General features: G+C 43.1%; 14 protein-coding genes. 11 read left to right on the forward strand and 3 right to left on the reverse strand.

Annotation, left to right across the window (positions count from 1 at the left end; translation table 11 throughout):
• Positions 1-161 precede the first annotated feature (161 nt).
• The 4 genes from NLZ44_RS06580 to hisA all read left to right on the forward strand — a co-directional run bounded on the left by NLZ44_RS06580 (position 162) and on the right by hisA (position 5,261).
• Positions 162-404 carry a hypothetical protein gene (locus NLZ44_RS06580; protein ID WP_006624028.1) on the forward strand — a complete coding sequence of 81 codons (243 nt, stop codon included), beginning with the start codon at positions 162-164 and terminating at the stop codon, positions 402-404.
• Positions 401-2,467, forward strand: a complete 2,067-nt coding sequence (locus NLZ44_RS06585) for an AAA family ATPase (protein WP_493752238.1) — start codon at positions 401-403, stop codon at positions 2,465-2,467. The genes NLZ44_RS06580 and NLZ44_RS06585 overlap by 4 nt, the downstream gene beginning before the upstream one ends.
• A gap of 137 nt (positions 2,468-2,604) precedes the next feature.
• Positions 2,605-4,179: a cation:proton antiporter gene (locus tag NLZ44_RS06590; protein ID WP_046320787.1), complete on the forward strand. Its 1,575-nt coding sequence runs from the start codon at positions 2,605-2,607 to the stop codon at positions 4,177-4,179.
• 308 nt (positions 4,180-4,487) lie between these two features.
• A complete protein-coding gene (hisA, locus tag NLZ44_RS06595) occupies positions 4,488-5,261 on the forward strand; it encodes a 1-(5-phosphoribosyl)-5-[(5-phosphoribosylamino)methylideneamino]imidazole-4-carboxamide isomerase (protein WP_174447167.1) in 774 nt (257 codons plus the stop codon).
• Positions 5,262-5,533: 272 nt separating this feature from the next.
• On the opposite strand, the gene NLZ44_RS06600 is transcribed toward hisA, so the two are convergent.
• Positions 5,534-7,390, reverse strand: a complete 1,857-nt coding sequence (locus NLZ44_RS06600) for an ArnT family glycosyltransferase (protein ID WP_493752239.1) — start codon at positions 7,388-7,390, stop codon at positions 5,534-5,536.
• A gap of 133 nt (positions 7,391-7,523) precedes the next feature.
• On the opposite strand from NLZ44_RS06600, the gene NLZ44_RS06605 reads away from it, so the two are divergent.
• Both NLZ44_RS06605 and NLZ44_RS06610 read left to right on the forward strand, forming a co-directional pair.
• Positions 7,524-8,927, forward strand: a complete 1,404-nt coding sequence (locus NLZ44_RS06605) for a DUF2079 domain-containing protein (protein ID WP_493752240.1) — start codon at positions 7,524-7,526, stop codon at positions 8,925-8,927.
• A gap of 72 nt (positions 8,928-8,999) precedes the next feature.
• Entirely contained in the window at positions 9,000-9,299 is a 300-nt protein-coding gene (locus NLZ44_RS06610) for a hypothetical protein (RefSeq protein WP_493752241.1), read from the forward strand.
• A 422-nt stretch (positions 9,300-9,721) separates the two neighbouring features.
• Here NLZ44_RS06610 and NLZ44_RS06615 read toward each other — a convergent pair whose 3' ends face one another.
• The gene (locus NLZ44_RS06615; RefSeq protein WP_046320798.1) at positions 9,722-11,146 is read right to left on the reverse strand and encodes an MFS transporter; all 1,425 of its coding nucleotides are present in this window, start codon (positions 11,144-11,146) and stop codon (positions 9,722-9,724) included.
• Between the two features lie 95 nt (positions 11,147-11,241).
• Here NLZ44_RS06615 and NLZ44_RS06620 point away from each other — a divergent pair, with 95 nt between their 5' ends.
• From NLZ44_RS06620 to NLZ44_RS06630, 3 genes are all read left to right on the forward strand, one after another.
• Entirely contained in the window at positions 11,242-11,847 is a 606-nt protein-coding gene (locus NLZ44_RS06620; RefSeq protein WP_111893902.1) for a DUF1517 domain-containing protein, read from the forward strand.
• 41 nt (positions 11,848-11,888) lie between these two features.
• A complete protein-coding gene (locus tag NLZ44_RS06625; RefSeq protein WP_493752242.1) occupies positions 11,889-12,734 on the forward strand; it encodes a hypothetical protein in 846 nt (281 codons plus the stop codon).
• Between the two features lie 267 nt (positions 12,735-13,001).
• Positions 13,002-16,535 (forward strand): PAS domain-containing sensor histidine kinase, encoded by a 3,534-nt coding sequence (locus NLZ44_RS06630; RefSeq protein ID WP_493752243.1) that lies wholly within the window; start codon positions 13,002-13,004, stop codon positions 16,533-16,535.
• A gap of 344 nt (positions 16,536-16,879) precedes the next feature.
• On the opposite strand, the gene NLZ44_RS06635 is transcribed toward NLZ44_RS06630, so the two are convergent.
• A complete protein-coding gene (locus tag NLZ44_RS06635; RefSeq protein ID WP_006616223.1) occupies positions 16,880-17,047 on the reverse strand; it encodes a metallothionein in 168 nt (55 codons plus the stop codon).
• Between the two features lie 160 nt (positions 17,048-17,207).
• Here NLZ44_RS06635 and NLZ44_RS06640 point away from each other — a divergent pair, with 160 nt between their 5' ends.
• Positions 17,208-17,570: an ArsR/SmtB family transcription factor gene (locus NLZ44_RS06640; protein ID WP_493752244.1), complete on the forward strand. Its 363-nt coding sequence runs from the start codon at positions 17,208-17,210 to the stop codon at positions 17,568-17,570.
• 317 nt (positions 17,571-17,887) lie between these two features.
• The gene (gene cpcD/petH / locus NLZ44_RS06645; protein WP_493752245.1) at positions 17,888-19,093 is read left to right on the forward strand and encodes a bifunctional rod-capping linker CpcD/ferredoxin--NADP reductase PetH; all 1,206 of its coding nucleotides are present in this window, start codon (positions 17,888-17,890) and stop codon (positions 19,091-19,093) included.
• Positions 19,094-19,217: the final 124 nt, after the last annotated feature.

Raw genomic sequence — 19,217 nt, forward strand, 5'->3', positions numbered from 1 at the left:
GTGCCAAGTCTAATTAACAGCATAACCCGCCCAGACATGATCTCTGGTTGTCTCAGAGTTGACGTGATTATGGGGGTTGTGGTATAATGAAATATATTTATGTTAAATCGCCTATTTTTCGCTAGTAAAAAACCATCGATAACTCACGTTTGGAATAGTCTATGTCTTACCAATACTCAGAGGGTTTAATTCACGCGATTTCTAATGTATTCTCGGAGGCAAAATCTACCTATGGAGAAAACGCTAATCAGACATTAGTTCATGACCCGATTACAGATGCACCACCAGAGGTTCGGGAAATTATCGAAAGGGTTTTGCAGGCGGAAAGAGATAAACTATATATGAAAAGTCCCTGGAACATTAATGATGATGTTCTCAAGATTATTAAAGAGGTCATACAATGAATTTACTATCAATTCAGTTGTGTAACTTTCGGCAATTTTACGGAAAAAGCCCGATTATATATTTAGCTAAAGGGGAACGAAATACTACGGTAATTTATGGGAATAATGGTGCGGGTAAGACGACGATACTTAATGCGTTTAGCTGGGTTTTATATGAGAAATTTAGTGCAGCATTTGCGGTTTCGGAACAATTGGTTAATAAGCGATCGCTAACGGAAGCAGAACCGGGGAAGGCGGTAGGTTGCTGGGTGGAAGTTATCTTTGAACATGACCATAAACGCTATCAGGTTAAACGGGTCTGTCGCGCCTATAAACAACATGGGGAAATCGAACATTCTGACAGTGAGTTATATATGCAGGTGGCGGGAGATGATGGGCGCTGGACTTTGCCGCCGCAGCCACCAGAAGAGATTATTAATCGCATTTTACCGATGAGTTTACATCAGTATTTCTTTTTTGATGGAGAACGTATAGAGCAAATTGTTAGGGATGAGAGAAAAGCGGAAATTGCGGAAGCTACTAAAGAGTTATTGGGGGTGGAGGTATTAAATAGGGGTATTAAACATTTAAAGGAAGCGAGAAAGTCTTTAGAAACGGATTTATCGATAATTGGTAATCCTGAGACAAAAAAGTTTTTAAACGACAAAAAAAAGCGGGAAGATGAAATCAATAATTTGTCGAAAAGACAAAAGGAAATCGAAATAGAATTAGCACATCATGAACAGTTGAAACGTACCCTAAATGCCCATTTATTAGATTTAAGTGGGGCGGCGGAGTTGCAACAATTGCGAAGTGAGTTAGAGAGTCAAATTATTTCAATCAGAGATAATTTAAAAAAGTCGAAACAATCGATTAATAAACTGTTATCAACTAGGGCTTATCCGGTTTTGTTGTCAGATACGATCGCTGATTTTCGTAACCTGTTTTCAGGAATGCGAGAAAAGGGAGAGTTGATGACAGGAATTACTAAGCAATTTGTGAATGAGTTAATTAACCGCCAGCAGTGCATTTGTGGAACTCCTATAATAGAAGGAAGTTCGGAATGCGATCGCCTCAAAAGTTGGTTAAATAAAGCCGGAATGGCAGATATTGAAGAAACCGCTATCCGTATGTCTACCCAAGTTGATGATGTGGATCGCCAACTAGCAGAATTTTGGCAAGAAATTGACCATCATCAAATATCTATCAGCAAAAATAGGGCGGAATTATCCCAAATAGAAACCCGATTAGATGATATTAAGAAAAAACTACGCAATTTCCCAGATGAGGATATTCAACAACTGCAAAAACGCCTAGATGAAATCGAAAGCAGCATTGGTGAACTGAACCGAGAAATGGGTTCAAATTCTCAACAAATTGACACTCTCACTCAAGAATGCGAGAAACTATCGAAACAAATAGATCGCCAACAAATGAATGAGATGAAGCAGATAACAGCGCAGCGACGCATTGCGGCGACGGAAGATGCGATCGCCAGATTATCTCAAGTCCTGGAACGTTTAGATCAGCAATTCCGTCAACAGTTAGAAAGCCGAGTGCAAAATATTTTTGCCAAAATTTCTTTTACCCCCTATCAACCGCAACTCAGCCCCAAATACGAACTTAAATTAGTGGAAAGAACCTCTGGAGAAGATGCGCCGGTAGCCTCTTCCACCGGAGAAAATCAAATTCTCAGTCTATCCTTTATTGGCGGAATTATCGAAGGTGTTAGAGAATGGAGTCAAAAAAATACCCTTATGGGACCAGATAGCAGTACATTTCCCATTGTGATGGATTCCCCTTTTGGTAGTTTAGATGAAATTTACCGCCGCCAAATAGCCCGCATTATTCCAGAGTTAGCTAACCAGCTAGTTGTATTAGTCACCAAAACCCAATGGCGAGGAGAAGTCGCTAGAGAAATTCAACCCAGAATTGGGCGAGAATATATCCTAGTTTACAACTCATCCAAACCAGATTGTGAGGAAGATATCATTAATTTACAAGGCGTTAACTATCCCCTAGTTAAACTCAGTCCCAATCAGTTTGAGTACACCGAAATTATCGAAGTAGAACCAGAATTTTAAAACGCCACAATCATATAATTCTATAATCATCCTACCATAATTATAACCTAAAATCATTAGAAATAAGTAATGGCTAATAATTTCCAATCCTGAGTAAATGTGATAGTATGATGTGGTTGTCGCTACTATCTTAAACTATGACTCCAGAAGTTGCGATCGCTGAGATCAGTATCAAAGAGAATCTTGAAAAATTTTTGCTGGTCTTGCTGATTTCCCTCAGTGTAGCCACCATGTCTCGTCTATTCCCTTGGCTGCGCAAAATCCCCTTTACCCTATTATTGGTAATTGTCGGATTGTTTTTAGCCTTTGAAGACATCCACCTAATCCAATTATCACCGGAACTAATCCTGGAAATTTTCCTACCTCCCTTACTATTTGAAGCCGCCTGGAATCTGAATTGGCGAGACCTAAAACGAGATTTATTCCCAGTATTTTTATATGCAACTATTGGGGTAGTCATTTGTGTAGTAGGGATAGCTATTGGCTTAGATTTAGCGGTAGGAATGCCGATAGCGATCGCTTTGTTGGTAGGTGCAAGTTTATCAGCCACCGACCCCATCTCAGTAGTCGCCCTAATGAAGGAATTAGGAGCGCCTAAACGTCTGCGAGTCTTAATGGAAGGGGAAAGCCTCTTTAATGATGGCATAGCCGTTGTAGCCTTCATCATCTTAGTCGGTTTTCCTATGGGAAACATCGAAATATCCCCGGCGGCGATCGTTTTAAAACTCTTATCATTTACAGGAATTGCCGTAGTTATTGCGGGGATAATTGGGTTTGGGATATCCTATCTAACTCAGCGTTTTGACTCTCCCCTAGTAGAACAATCCCTCACCCTCCTAGCCGCCTATGGAACCTATGTAGTCACCGAAGACTTAGGCGGATCTGGAGTTATTGGCGTAGTAGTAGTAGGGTTAATTTTAGGAAATTTTGGTTCCCGAATTGGTATGAATCCCCGTAGCCGATTAATCGTCAGCGAGTTTTGGGAATTTATGGCATTTTTGGTGAACTCAATCGTCTTCTTATTAATTGGCGCTCAAATTGAATTTGCGAGTTTAGCAACCAACATAAAACCCATTGCGGTTTCCGTCCTAGCCATGATGCTAACTAGGGTAATATCCACATTTACTTTAACCGCCATCAGTAACACATTAGCCAAATCAGAAATAGACCTACAAAATCAAACTATGCTGTGGTGGGGAGGCTTACGAGGTTCCGTTTCTATCGCCCTAGTCTTGAGTGTTCCCGTAGCTATACCTGAACGGGAAAATCTGATCGCGACAGTCTTCGGGGTGGTTTTATTTAGTCTACTATTTCAGGGTTTAACTACCCAGCCTTTGTTAAAGTGGTTAGGACTCCTCAGCGACCAACCCTTGCGTGAAGAATATCTGGAATTAGTAGCCCGTCGTGTAGCCCTAAACCGAGTACAAAACCACCTCTCCCAATCGGTTGTTAAGCAGGAATTAGACCCTGATGCTTATCAACATCAAGCCCAATTGATTAAATCTAAATTAGAAGCTATCACGACCAAAACTCAGCAGTTACTATCACAAGAACCCAAACTGCAAGAGTTGACCATAGAATTACTTCAGGAAGAATTAGTTGATATTGAGGCGGAAACCTATGCGGAATTTGTCAGATCCGGCCGTCTGAATACTCAACTATCAACCCTTTTATCGGAGGTTATGGAAGAGAAAGACCCAGAAACCGCATAAATAGCCAGGAGTCTGACGCAGTTATATGACTCCCGTTAGAAGCGATCGCCTTAACAAAGAGGTGAATTTTGACCAGTAACTAGAGGAAACAATACCGCCTAGATACTAGGGTGAGGGTACAACATAGCCGGGAGAAGAAACCTAGTTTAAAATGCTTGTGGAGTCGGTCTTACCGAGGTTTCAAGAGTAATTGAGTGGTATAGTTAAGAGGCAGTCTGAAAGAAGCAAGAATCCCCCGTTAGATGGCTTTAGCGATTAACGGCGGGAGTTTCAAAGCTATTAACCTTGTTCCAATTTATCAATCGCCAATGAATGTAATACCCGCCATAGACCTATTAGAAGGGCGCTGCGTCCGCTTGTATCAGGGAGACTACACCCAAGCCGAGACTTTTAATGAAGATCCTGTGGCTGTCGCCCAGGAATGGGTGTCCCAGGGCGCTACTCGTCTGCATTTAGTTGATCTTGATGGGGCGAAAACTGGACAACCTACTAACCACGCGGCTATTGGGGCGATCGCCAAAGCTGTCAAAGTCCCGATTCAAGTCGGCGGCGGGTTGCGTAGTCGTGATACTGTCGCCGCCCTATTTGATTTAGGGGTAGAAAGGGCAATTTTGGGGACCGTAGCCGTGGAAAATCCCCAATTGGTAGCTGAGTTATGCGCTGAGTTTCCCGGACGAATTGCTGTGGGAATTGATGCCCGTGATGGTAAAGTGGCGACTAGGGGCTGGCTGGAAACTTCTGAGGTCAAAGCCACAGACCTAGCCCACCAAATGGCACAGTTGGGCGTGGCTACCATTATTTACACTGATATTCACCGGGATGGGACTTTACAGGGTCCCAATAAAGCGGCATTGCGGGAAGTTGCGGAAATCGTCTCAATCCCTATTATTGCCTCCGGCGGTGTCAGTAGCATTACTGATTTATTAGGGTTATTGGGATTAGAACCCTTGGGGGTAACTGATGTCATTGTTGGCCGTGCTTTATATACTGGAGATGTGGTTTTAAAAGAGGCTATACAGGCGATCGGTCCTGGACGTATTCAGGATATACCCCCGGATTTTGGCAATTCAACTTTTGCCTAATCCTCTTCTCCCCAGAGGGCGGATTTATTCATATTATCCCCCTCTGATGTCATTAACGGCAGAACCCCATAAATAGGGCGGGTTAATTATTAATTATTAATTATCGGGTGGGGCGGGTTAATTATTAATTATTAATTATTAATTATCGGGTGGGGCGAGTTAATTATTAATTATTAATTATTAATTATCGGGTGGGGCGGGTTTATTCATCTGATCGCCCTTTGATGTCATTAACAGCAGAACCCGCCCCTACATGATTTCTGGGCTATTAATTATTCATGGTGAATAACACGATATAATAAAATTTGCTTGGAAATGCGAACCAGTTGATAATTTCCCTGTTCTATTAAAATCGGATAATCTCCCGGTTGTAGTCCAATTCTGGCTAAATCCTTGGCGCGACTAACTACGAGGGCTGTGGGGGATTCTGAGGTGTTTTGTAGGACATCAAGGATATGCAAGAGGGGTTCACCTTCCGCCCTCAAAAAGTCGTTGATTCTGAAAAAATGGACGGGTTGCTGAGAATAGAATACTACGGTAGGTTTAGCAAATCCAATCATCCATAACTCTTCTTGGGGTTGTTGGAAAGTTGCCAAGTTTTGGGCGATATTTTTTAGAGGTATTTGTCGGTATTCATCGACCAAAAATAAGCCGGGTATAAACACCATATTAAAGAATAAAATAAACCCGATGAGGTTGGCTGCAATAATTAGTCGCCACTGACGTTTATCGCGTATTAACCAAGCAATTAAAACAGCGGTAGCTGTCCAGATTATACCACCTTTTATCGGTAAGCCAGAGTTATTAACTACTGATGCTAAATCTTCAACGGCTGGGTCGGGTCCGATAAATTGGGGGCTGTAAATAATGGCGATCGCTAAAACCACTAAAAACAGTATATTGACTAATGCTGTATTGAAAAAACAGCGATTTTTACGATTAATATAATTTCCAGTTTTGGCAAATTCTTCTCCCCAAAAAATCCCGATTAAAATCGCCGCCGCAGGCATCAAAGGCAGCACATAACTAGGAATTTTAGTAACGGCGATAGTAAAGAATACAAAAATACAGGCAAACCACACCCAAGCAAATAAACCCAATTGCTGATTTCTGGGTTGATTAATCCATTGATTACGCCGCCAAAATCCCAGCCGATATATGGCTATGGGTAAATAAATAGACCAGGGTAAAAACCCGATTAAAACCACGATAAAATAGAAATACCACGGCGCACTATGACCATTAACAACACTGGTAAATCTCTGGACATTATGATAACCAAAAAACGAATTTATATAGTCTTGACCATTTTCAATAATTACCAAAATATACCAAGGGACAGTAATTAATCCGAAAATAATCCCACCCCAAATCACTCCCATTTCTGGCAAAACTGACCACAGGCGATTTACATAAGCCAGAAAAACCACCACAATTAAGCCGGGGATAACAATACCTACAGGACCTTTAGCTAATACGGCTAATCCTGTGCAAATATAGAATCCTAAATACCATTTATTCGGAAATTGCCAGTGACAACAATTTCTGAGTTTATCCATCAATTTAATAGCGGGATTATGAGCCGGTTCTTTAGTGGTGGCATATCCCCAAAAAAAGCTAAAGAGACTCAAACCCATACAGCCACTTAATAACATATCAGAAACTCCCTGACGCGCCCAGATGAGAGTTTGTAAATTCCAAGCCACTAAGGCAGTAGCTATCCAAGCAGAAGGCTTAATCTGGGAAAATTTGAGATGTGGGTGGGTAGTAGTTCCGAATTGTTGTAGAGTCAAAAAACAGCCTACCATTAAAGCGATCGCTGAGATAGCAGAAGGTAATCTTACCGCCCACTCATTCACCCCCACCATATAATAAGCCAGGGCAATTAACCAATAAATCAAAGGCGGTTTATCAAAGCGAGTTTCCTGATTAAAATAGGGAGTAATCCAATTACCGGAGATTTTCATCTGACGGGCGGCTTCAGCAAATAAAGGTTCCGTTTCATCCACCAAACCCACACTACCAAGATGCCACAGAAAAGCCATAATGGCGATCGCCACTAACCCAGCCATAGATAAAATCCACCCCGACTTAGGATGACGACCCCACATCATCAAAGTTTTTCCCATATTTCCAGTTAACTTCAACCCGTCTAACTCCCAGAATCTGATCTACAACCCCTTAATTTAACAGCCCAACTCAGAAATCGGTGTACCCTGTGGAAAATGTACAATTTTAATCAACATTTTCCAGCGAGGACGAATGAGAAAAGCCCTATTTCCGACCTATTCCTTACCCCTAATCATTTTCGTAACTAGCTTAGTCCTATTTTTTGGTAGCAGTTGGCGACACGCCCTATTTCAGTCCAACGCCTTCGATTTAGGAATTTTCGATAATGGCATTTATCTAATTAGCCAAGGCGAGAAACCCTTTGTCACCTTTCGGGGTATCCACATACTCGGCGACCATGCAGCTTGGATTTTATACCCCATAGCGCTGCTTTACAAGCTATATCCCGATGTACACTGGCTGTTTGCAGTCCAAGCCATAGCCCTATCAGTCGGGGCGATACCAACCCAATGGCTGGCTTTACAGGCGGGTTTAAAGCCAACCCAAGCTAACTTAATGGCGATAGTTTATTTGCTATATCCCCTGATTTTCAACGTCAACTTATTCGACTTTCACCCAGAAGTTATCGCGCTTCCCCTGTTATTGGTCGCCGTTTATCAAGCCAGGGCGAAACAAGTCCTGTGGTTTTCCCTAGTGGTCTTGGTAATTTTGGGCTGTAAAGCCGTCCTGTCCCTAACCGTGGCGGCTATGGGAGTTTGGTTATTCCTATTTGAAAACAGACGTAGATGTGGTGCGATCGCCATAATTTTAGGGCTGACATGGTTTATAATCGCCACAGGTATCATCATCCCCCACTTCAGCGGCGGTCAACCCGAAGCCGTCGCGCGATATGGTGAATTAGGTAACTCAGTCACAGAAATTGCCAAAAACCTCTTCTTAAAACCCCGACTGGTGGCGCGACAACTCTTCACATTAGCCAACCTAGAATATCTCTTGCTATTGATACTTCCCCTGCTGTGGGGACTCTCACCCCGCCATTTAACCCCCATCATCGGCGCATTACCAATTTTAGCCCTTAACCTCCTTAGCAGTAGTCTCCAACAAAAAAACCTCACCCAGCATTATTCTGTCCCCATACTGCCATTTTTGTTACTAGCCGTAATTTCCGCCCTAGGGAGTAACTCCCATTGGCTACGAAACCCCCGCCATATTATGTTATGGTCTCTAGTAGCTTTCTTGGCTTTAGCTAAATACGGTTATTTTTGGTCGCGATATCTCCAACATTTTGACACCGTTTCCCCCTCGCGGGAAGCTGTCGCCCTCGTCAACAGTCCCGGAAGCGTCTTAACTGCAGACCATATCGCCCCCCACCTGACCCACCGCCAGATTTTGATGTTGGCTACCCAAGGGGCGGAAAGTTTGGACCTCACCCAGTTTGAGTGGGTCTTACTCAACTCTACTTACCCAGGCTGGAATAGTTCACAGGAACTTGTGGACGGTCTCATCGTCAAACTTCAAAATATCCCAGAGTTTCAATTGGGATATAGTCGCGACGGGGTACTTTTATTTCACCGGGACACCTCCCCGAAAAATTAAGATTTTCTCAACCGGAATTTGAATTTTCCAGAGTGATGATAAGCAGGTTAGTACCACATTAATTAATAACCTATGTCTAGCACTGATTTGACCCCACCTGTTCACAATTCTGAGAACATTGTTATATCCCGGACTCTTCTACCCACAGAAGAAACCACCACAGGGGATATGGCCTCGCCTTCCCCGAATTGCCCTCGTCAATTGGCCTCAAATACCATGATAGAGTATCTCGGTCATGCTTTTTTCATTGTCATGGCTTTGATTGTCATAGACTGTCTACAATACAGGGAACCTGTATCAACTGAAATAGGAGTAACTCCACATTTACAAGATTTGCAAATTATCAGACGACTGAAAAATAGATTATTGTAATCTCAAATACACCCCAAAGATTAGGGTCATAATACATCATTTGATACAGCCGGGAAATCGCACTAAACATTACCCTCACCCTAAATCATTCTCCCCCTCCCTCTCCCCAGAGGGCGGGTTTCTTCCTCTTCTGGTTGGGAGCCTAGGAAGCAGTAGAACCCCAGAGGGCGGGTTTCTTCCTCTTCTGGTTGGGAGCCTAGGAAGCAGTAGAACCCCAGAGGGCGGGTTTCTTCCTCTTCTGGTTGGGAGCCTAGGAAGCAGTAGAACCCCAGAGGGCGGGTTTCTTCCTCTTCTGGTTGGGAGCCTAGGAAGCAGTAGAACCCCAGAGGGCGGGTTTCTTCCTCTTCTGGTTGGGAGCCTAGGAAGCAGTAGAACCCGCCCCTACAATTATTAATTATTCATTATTAATTATTCATTATTAATTATTCATTAATATTAGACTGATATAATTTCAGTAAGATTTCTTGATGATATTCTCGGGTAATTGGATAAAAATAGGTAAGGATAATTCCCACGATAGATAAGATCATAGGTAGAGGTCCGATCGCCAATCGAATTGCCAATAATACTGATTCGGGTTGAGTTGGTATAGGTTGACCAGCTACGGATTCAATAAAACCCGCCCAATCCAAAGTTTTACCTACCATAAAAATACCCAAAGCCAAACCAATTTTTTGCAGGAGAACCATAAAAGAATAGAAAATTCCCTCGCGGCGCTGTCCGGTTTTTAGTTCATCATAATCAATAACATCCGTAATCATAGACCAGGGAATCAGATAAGCGGTAGATACTCCCAATCCGGCAATAAAACAGAGAAAATACATCAGAAACAACTGTCCTGGCTGTAGAAAAAATAAAGATAATTGAGCAATTATCCAAAATCCCATGCCGCTGATATATACAATTCTTCTGCCGTATTTTTCACTAATTTTACTCCACATAAATAAGGTTAATAAAGCGGTTCCCTGAACGACGATCGCCACTTGAGTAAAATAGACTTCGGGAAGTTCCATACAATAGACTACAAAATATTGGAGAATTGCAGCCGTCAGTTGTACCGCCAACCAAGAACATAAATAAATGCCGATGACAAACAAAAAAGGACGGGTACTAAAAGCAATTTTGACCTGTTCCGAGAGGGGTAAAGATGTAGGTTCATCAACTTCTCCCATGGCCGCCTGTACCTGGGCGACGCGATCGCGAGTTCCCCAAACACATAAAAATATGGGTGGGACTGCTATAATAGTACAGAGTAAACCCAAAACCATATATCTGGTAGCTGGGTCTTCAATAGCATCAAAAATCACAAAAGCTAAAACTAGAGACAGGATGCTACCACCAAGAGAAAAAGAAAAGCGAAACCCATTGAGGCTAGTACGTTCGTTGTAGTCGCGAGTTAATTCGGGGGTGAGGGTGGCATAGGGGAGATTAACTGCGGTGTAAGCGGTATGAAAGCCGATCGCAATAATTACATAATACCAAAACAGAGTCTGGGTATTGGTACTAGGTACGATCCACATTAAAAAGAAAAATATGCCAAAGGGAACCGCAGCAAAAATCATCCAGGGATAGCGCCGTCCCCATGGGTGCTTAGTGCGATCGCTTAAAACCCCGATAATTGGGTCGTTAACCGCATCCCAAATTTTACCCACCATGGGTACACTGGCGGCCATTCCTGCTGGTAGTCCCGCGACAGTGGTCAGAAAAAACAACAGGAAAAAAGCGAAAATATTAGCAGTCATCGCCGTCCCCAGGTCTCCCACCCCAAAAGCTAACTTGGTGGAAAACTTCATTTTGGGAATAGTAGGACTAGCAGAAGATGACTCAAAGGAGGAAGAATGACTCATAATTTTTGTCCCAAGAGGTTCCAGGATAGACAAAAGATCGCGATATCCTAAAAACATAACTGATCTGTTTGCAGTAATCCAATGAGGAGTCAATTATGGCCAGCTTAGGCGATCGCTTTAATAAAATGATGGGTAAGACCCGCTTTGTCGTCTGTCGGCTATTCCTACACCTAGGCGGCGCTGAAGTTGCGCCATTACTAGGTGTTCTTAACCAAGTCACCCGCGAAGCCATAGACCACGATGGAGATCTGGAAATCATGGGAGAGGGACTCGTAGAAGTCTGTCAAAGCCTTCTCCAGTACAATACCTATTGGCAGTCCGCTGGTAATGAAGGAGACGTGATCTGGGATGAAGAAGAAGCCGGGGACTATGTGAACGAGTTATTCACCGACTCCGCCCAAAGGTATCTCAGTCAACCGGACTTGAACCAAGAAGAAATCGATCCAGACGAACCCCTGTCCCTACCTATCACCTATAACTTGGTTGTAATAGTTACAATAGCTTGTGAGGGGGAAGTTCCTGACCTCGAAACTGACCTAGCCAATTTTGAAGCCATGGAAGCTGGACTGAAAAGCATCATTAACCTCCACTACCAAGGGAGTTTACGCGCCATTCAAATTCACTTTTCCCCGGCGCGGTTGGGTGATGTACTCACGGAAGACCAGCTTTTACAAAACTTTCCCGAACTCGTACCCCTATAAACGGTGCAGAGAAATTTCCTAAGTTAACTTTAGCTAAAATTATGTTACCCAAAAAATTAATCACGGTTTTAATGGTATTTGCGCTCTGTTGGACAACCGTGGCTTGTGGGTCTTCCTCACAGACCACCACTCAACAAACAGTCCGCAGTTCAGCATCGGCGGCTAACCGACTCGCTGATGGCAAATATCCCGTTCAACAAGCGCAATATGATGATGCTACTGGAGAGTATCGCTTAATGTTACTGAACGCCAGACCGCCAGTATTTCAGACCTCTGAGTTGCAAATGGCGCGTCTGACGGACGAACAAATTAAGGCTGGTGAAAAAAGTCATCTGTTGATCGAAAATAATCAGCCAGTTTTTTACCTGACGGAAGATTTCCAGATTGAGTATGTCCACAATGTGACTGAAACCCGCACCGATCCTCAAACGGGTCAGACTCAAACGGTGGTGGTGCGCCGAGAGTCTAATTTCTGGACTCCTTTTGCGGCTTCCTTTGTGGGTAGTGCGATCGCCACTAGCCTATTTTCCCCCCGTTACTATGTTCCCCCCGTCTATCAGTCCGGTAGTTCATTAGTTGGCTATGGCGGTTCTGGTAACACCTACAACCAGGCGGTCACCCAATATCGCACTAGGTACAATGAACCTCCCGCCGCCGTTAGAAATCGGCAAACCTTCCGCACTACTGGAACCGCTCGCAGTTCTTCCCCTAGTTCTACTACTCGCCAAACTAACCCCAATGTTAATCGCTCAACCGGTTCTGGCGCGGGAACTAGCAATTTGCGTCAGTCTCAGCAGGCTCGTCCCCAAAGACAACGTACACCCAGTTTTGGTAGTGGTAGTAGAAGTCCCAGCCGTTCCGGTTCCTCTGGAAGACGGCGACGTTAATTGACATCATGATCTAGGGGGTGGGTTCGACAGACCCTCTCCCTCTGCCAATATTTTGCCCAGGGGATACTCCTGGCCGCGTGCTGTTTAAAAACTTATTATTGTTTGATAATAATATGGCTTATGATATGAGATAGCAAAGTGCGCGGAAAATGGGTTATAGGGTGAAAAGTTTTGACTTTTACCTGTTGCCTATTTAAAGGTTGCATCAGGTGTTCAACGCGCCCTTAAAGCCTTGGTATGATTGAGTAGAGAGGTGCACTGAAAATGACCCCAGAACCATCTGTACAATCTGAGTTGACAGGTAAACATCTAAATCCGATTAATGAATGCCAACAACTTCAAGAATTAATGGCAGGGATTTCTGGGGTATTTTATCAATATCTATTGTCTGCTGATGGGAGTGAAAAATATACCTATATTATTGGCAATTTTAGAGATATTTATGGGGTAGAATTAGATGATTTTTGCATCAATTCGGACAACATTTTTGGATTAAAAAAAAAGGGCGATCGCCAAAATTTTTATAAGTCTATTTATGATTGTGCAGCCAGTTTAAAAGCTTGGTCTAGACATTGGCAATATACCACACAAGACGGCCAAATTAAATGGCTATATGCCAGTGCCAAGCCCGAGAGAAAACCTAATCACGATATTGTCTTGAATGGCTTTATTTTTGATACGGAAATGGCTGCGGACTATCATGATGGTAATAATCCCGCAAAATTGCCAGCTATTATTACCTCGAAATTTACTCATCTTTTCAATTTCAGACAGCACAGGTTACTGGCTTCTCTACAAAAACGTTTAGCTGAATGGTGGCATCATCGAACCCAAATAGATCGCCTATTTAACCATACGGTTGACCTGGTGGTAATTCTGAACCTGGAAGGTAACTTTCAGTTTCTTAATTCCGCCTGGCAAATTAGCTTGGGCTATGATTTTAATGAACTGATAGATAGTTCTTTTATGAGTTTGGTATATGAGCCAGACCAGACCATAACTTTTTATGAGTTTAATGCTATACATTATGGCAAAACTCGTCAGTTTGAAAATCGACTTTTATCTAAAGATGGCTCCTCTAAATGGTGGTCCTGGACTTTTGTGCCTGTGTTCGAGTCGGGGTCTATTTATGGAGTAGGTCGAGATATTACTGAACAAAAAGCGATCGCCGATAATTTAAAGGCTGTTGAAGATAAGTTCCGAAGGATTATCGATTTTACCTATGATTGGGAATATTGGATTAATCCTCAACAGGAAATTGTATATGTTTCTCCCTCCTGTGAACGCATAACTGGCTACTCTGTTAAAGAGTTTATGCAAGACCCTAGCCTATTGGCAAAAATTATTCATCCTGAAGATAGCGATCGCATAATTCCCTATTTATATGAAAATGTCTGCGATCGTAATAACCAGGAAATAGATTTTCGTATTATCACCCGCGATCAACAAGTGCGTTGGATTGGTCATAACTATCAGCCTATCTATGATGCAGCCGGACAGTATCAGGGAAAACGGGTGAGTAACCGAGATATTACTCAACGTAAACAGAAAGAAACTGAAGCCTTGCGAGTAGCTGAAAACCTGGAAATGGCCCAGCGTATTGCTCATGTAGGTAATTGGGAATATGATGTTGTTACTCAAAAAATTACTTGTTCTGATGAATTTTTGCAGATTTTGGGTTTGGTCAAAGACCAAGATTGTTTAACCTTTGAGGAATTACTAAAACTTATTCATCCTGAAGATCGCGATAATTGGCTAAACCAAGTTGAGAGAGCTTTAGCTACCGGAAAATCCTACGAAATTGACCACCGTATTGTTAGACCTGATGGCATTCGTTATATTCAAGGTCGCGGGGAGGCGGTTCGTAACCAAGTCGGACAGGTACTGCGCCTATTTGAAATTGCTATGGATATTACCGATCGCAAAAACTCTGAGCAAATTTTGCGCGATCGTGAGCAGTTCCTCTCTAGCATTTATGATGGCATTGAACAAGCAATTTTTGTCGTTGATGTTACCCTAGATGGAGACTTTCAGTTTGTGGGATGGAACCCCGCCTCCGAAAAAATTACTGGCATCAAATCTAGGGATATTATCGGTAAAAAACCCGAAGATATGTTTTTATATGAATATGCTAAAGCTATCCGCAGTCACTATGAAACTTGTTGGCTGAAAAAGTCATCATTACAGTATGAGGAATATTTGAATTTTGGTCAAAATCAAATTTTCTCCCTCACTACTCTTAATCCTATTATAGACGATTCGGGAAGAGTTAACCGAATTATTGGCACAGCTTTTGATATTAGCAGCCTTAAAAAAACTGAGGAAAATTTAAGAATTTCCGAAGCACAACTGCGAGAACTAGCCGAAAGAGAAGCACTCGAAAATTGTTTGTCTGGGTTGATTCGTAACTCCCTAGATACAGATACTATTTTGGCAACTGCTGTCGCTGAAATTAGGCGTGTATTGGATATAGACCGCACCTATTTTGTCTGGTATAGAAGCGACTTAGAGACCCCCGAATGGGAAGTTCGTAAAGAAGCCAAAATTGACTCCCTGAGCAGTATTTCTGAACTTTACCCCGGCGATGCTTTGCGTCCTGTGAGTAAATATATATTGGCAGGAGAAATGATGCGAATTGATGATATCGCCATCTGTCCGACTCCCACTATTCGCAATTTCTTTTTGGTGTTAGAATGCCGTTCTGTTTTGATTTTACCCATTCAGACACAACAAGACACTAAAGGAGCTTTAGTCCTAGCACATTGTCAGGATATCCATAATTGGACTCATTCAGAAGTCGCGCTATTAGAAGCGATCGCTAATCAATTAGTTATTGCTCTGAACCAAGCAGAACTCTACGCCGCCACCCAGGAAGCCGCCAGAGTAGCACAGGCGCAAACTGAAACCCTAGAAGCTACATTAAACCAGCTTCAACAAGCACAAGTTCAATTAGTGCAATCCGAAAAAATGTCTAGCCTAGGGCAAATGGTAGCAGGTTTGGCTCATGAAATCAACAACCCAGTCAGCTTTATTTACGGCAATATTACCCATGCTAAAGAATATACCAGAGATTTATTAGGACTAATTGAACTATATCAAAAGCATTGCCCCCAAGCAAACCCGGAAATCACCGAAGAAATAGAAACTATTGATTTGGAATTTTTAATAGAAGATTTGCCGCGTCTATTTAAATCAATGACTTTGGGAGCAGATCGGATTCGAGATATTATTAAATCCCTGCGAACTTTTGCTAGACTGGATGAATCGGAAGTTAAATATATTAACCTACATGAAAACCTCGACAGTACCTTGATGATTCTTGATAATCGTCTGAAAGAAAAACCATTACATCCCGCGATTCAAGTCCATAAACAATATGGAGATATTCCCCAGATTGAATGTTGTGCTGGACAGCTTAATCAGGTGTTTCTCAACCTAATTAATAATGCTATTGATGCTATTTGCGATCGCTACAAAAAACAGACCCTGGAACAAATTATCAAAGAACCAGGTATGATTTGGATCAGCACTATGCTAACCGAGCAAAAAACTGTCCAAATTCGCATTGCTGATAACGGTATTGGTATCAGTCCGGAAATCATCTCCAAAGTCTTTGACCCTTTCTACACCACCAAACCAGTCGGATCAGGAACAGGTTTAGGACTATCCACCAGCTATCAAATTATCGTCGAAAAACACCGCGGAACCCTACGTTGTGTTTCCCAAGAGTCTGTGGGAAGCGAGTTTGTTATTGAAATACCCCTAAAACTTCCCCAAAACTCTTCCTCAACTTCATGATCACTCTGATTTTGTAGGTTGGGTGAAACCAAGTGTAACCCAACTAAAGACTTTGTAGGTTGGGTGAAACCAAGTGTAACCCAACCAGAGACTTGGTAGGTTGGGTGAAACCAAGTGTAACCCAACCAGAGACTTGGTAGGTTGGGTGAAACCAAGTGTAACCCAACCAGAGACTTGGTAGGTTGGGTGAAACCAAGTGTAACCCAACCAGAGACTTGGTAGGTTGGGTGAAACCAAGTGTAACCCAACTCAAGTCAGCAAAGCGATCGGCTAAATTCCCCAAAAAAATAGCAGCAGATTATCCCCAATCGATAAACTCTGCTGCTACCCCCCAAATTAATTCATCAGTGGTGACAATTGCAACCCTTATGACCGCAACCATCCCCATTAGGATGGCCATTAGCACAGGCTTCGCTACAGTAATATTGGCCATTTTTGGCGATCGCTTTTGTCGTATCCACAATACACAGACACGACTCGCAGGCGCATTTCATTTGAGTTACCGTGGTCATCAGAACCTCTCCTCAAGATATAATAGATTTATGCTTGAACAAGCTTTCATAGTAACTACTATAACATCTGAACAGACTTTCAGATATATGTATCTGGAAGTTTAATAATTTCTTTAGAATTGAGATTAATCCCCCACAGTCAAACCCCCCACATCACAATATGTCTAACACCCTTGATAGCAATCCCCATCACCACGACCACCAGCCCCCCGCCCCAGAGAAAATTTTGAGCATGGAAAAAGCCCAACGGATGGCAGAATTTTTTAGTACCCTAGGAGACCCCAACCGCTGGCGTATCTTATCAGCACTAGCCCTGAAAGAAATGCGTGTGCGAGACCTAGCCGCCGCCGTTGACATGACCGAATCCGCCGTATCTCACCAACTGAGAATCCTTCGCACCATGCGCTTTGTCAGTTATCAGAAAAGGGGACGCAATGTAGTCTATGGTCTCAAAGACCATCATATTTTCAACCTTTATCGGGATGTATCCGAACATCTCGATGAACCCGAAGAGCACCCGTGAAAATGAACCGCAAATCCTGTTTCCGGACGACCACCAATTTCTCAAATCGCGATTATACCATACAAGTAAAAAATAGGCAACAACTTTGATCAAAAGCCATCCTCCGCTACCTTAAACAACGGGGCTTTGTACCCCATTTTTTGATAAAATGGCTAGGAGTGTGACAGATTCGGGAATATAAACTCCACCTCTGGCTAGGAGTGTGGGAGTAATTGGTCTGAACAATTTAGCAATTTTGCTTTAAAAATCGCCGAAACTGATCAATCTGTCACAGTTTTTGGGTGAACAGCTCAGTATTGTTAAGGGAGAAATAACGAATGTACAGTCCAACTGGAACTGGTGTTGCTATGAGGACAGGAGCGGCGGGCCGTATCTTTGTCTTTGAAGTCGAAGGGATGCGTCAGGGACAGAACACTGACAACTTTAACTATCCCATTCGTCGCAGTGGCACAGTCTACCTCACCGTTCCCTACGAACGCATGAACCAGGAGATGCGTCGCCTATCTAAAATGGGGGCCAAGATTGTCAATATCTACCCTGCTGGCGAAACCCCTCCGGTTCGGACTCAAGCGGCACCAGAAAATGGACAACAGAGCCAATCATCTGGAACCCAAACCCCTACTATGACTCAAGCGAAAGCCAAAACAGATATTCCTGTTAACATTTACAAGCCCAAAAATCCATATATCGGCAAATGCCTGTCTAACGAAGAGTTAGTTAGGGAAGGTGGAACCGGGACTGTTCGCCATTTGATTTTTGATATCAGTGGCGGCGACTTACGCTATCTCGAAGGTCAGAGTATTGGTATTATTCCGCCAGGAACTGACGACAATGGCAAACCCCATAAACTCAGGCTGTATTCGATCGCCTCTACCCGTCATGGCGACCATGTAGATGATAAAACAGTTTCCCTATGTGTTCGTCAGTTGGAATATAAACAGCCAGAAACTGGGGAAACCGTCTACGGAGTTTGCTCAACTTATCTGTGCAACCTGGAAGCTGGGGCCGATGTGGCTATTACTGGCCCGGTCGGTAAAGAAATGCTGCTCCCAGATGATGAGGATGCCACTATCATTATGATGGCAACGGGTACGGGAATTGCGCCTTTCCGCGCCTTCCTGTGGCGGATGTTTAAGGAACAGCACGAAGATTACAAGTTCAAAGGCTTGGCTTGGCTGTTCTTTGGCATTCCTTACAGCCCCAACATCCTCTATCAACAGGAACTTGAAGAATTGCAGCAACAGTTCCCGGAAAACTTCCGCCTTACCTATGCCATTAGTCGGGAACAACAAAACCCAGAAGGTGGCAAAATGTATATCCAGGATCGGATTAAGGAAAATGCCGATCAGTTATGGGAATTGATCCAAAAACCCAACACCCATACTTATATTTGCGGTCTCAAAGGTATGGAAGGCGGCATTGATGAGGGAATGTCGGCCGCAGCAGGTAAGTTTGATGTTGACTGGTCTGATTATCAGAAGCAACTCAAGAAAAAGCACCGTTGGCACGTTGAAACCTACTAGGACATCAACTTAACCATTTGACTGGCGGGCGTGGCTCTTGAGTCGCGCCCTTTTTGTGGCCGGATTGGACTGATTGGACTCTCGGCAATTATCATCAAAAAATCGCGATCGCTACTGGAAACCT

This window comes from Arthrospira sp. PCC 9901 (assembly GCF_059013425.1).

Bases quoted from the DNA above. Each gene is read 5' to 3' on its own strand.
- NLZ44_RS06580 (WP_006624028.1), top strand. From the start codon at position 162: ATGTCTTACCAATACTCAGAGGGTTTAATTCACGCGATTTCTAATGTA.
- NLZ44_RS06585 (WP_493752238.1), top strand. From the start codon at position 401: ATGAATTTACTATCAATTCAGTTGTGTAACTTTCGGCAATTTTACGGA.
- NLZ44_RS06590 (WP_046320787.1), top strand. From the start codon at position 2,605: ATGACTCCAGAAGTTGCGATCGCTGAGATCAGTATCAAAGAGAATCTT.
- hisA (WP_174447167.1), top strand. From the start codon at position 4,488: ATGAATGTAATACCCGCCATAGACCTATTAGAAGGGCGCTGCGTCCGC.
- NLZ44_RS06600 (WP_493752239.1), bottom strand. From the start codon at position 7,390: ATGGGAAAAACTTTGATGATGTGGGGTCGTCATCCTAAGTCGGGGTGG.
- NLZ44_RS06605 (WP_493752240.1), top strand. From the start codon at position 7,524: ATGAGAAAAGCCCTATTTCCGACCTATTCCTTACCCCTAATCATTTTC.
- NLZ44_RS06610 (WP_493752241.1), top strand. From the start codon at position 9,000: ATGTCTAGCACTGATTTGACCCCACCTGTTCACAATTCTGAGAACATT.
- NLZ44_RS06615 (WP_046320798.1), bottom strand. From the start codon at position 11,146: ATGAGTCATTCTTCCTCCTTTGAGTCATCTTCTGCTAGTCCTACTATT.
- NLZ44_RS06620 (WP_111893902.1), top strand. From the start codon at position 11,242: ATGGCCAGCTTAGGCGATCGCTTTAATAAAATGATGGGTAAGACCCGC.
- NLZ44_RS06625 (WP_493752242.1), top strand. From the start codon at position 11,889: ATGTTACCCAAAAAATTAATCACGGTTTTAATGGTATTTGCGCTCTGT.
- NLZ44_RS06630 (WP_493752243.1), top strand. From the start codon at position 13,002: ATGACCCCAGAACCATCTGTACAATCTGAGTTGACAGGTAAACATCTA.
- NLZ44_RS06635 (WP_006616223.1), bottom strand. From the start codon at position 17,047: ATGACCACGGTAACTCAAATGAAATGCGCCTGCGAGTCGTGTCTGTGT.
- NLZ44_RS06640 (WP_493752244.1), top strand. From the start codon at position 17,208: ATGTCTAACACCCTTGATAGCAATCCCCATCACCACGACCACCAGCCC.
- cpcD/petH (WP_493752245.1), top strand. From the start codon at position 17,888: ATGTACAGTCCAACTGGAACTGGTGTTGCTATGAGGACAGGAGCGGCG.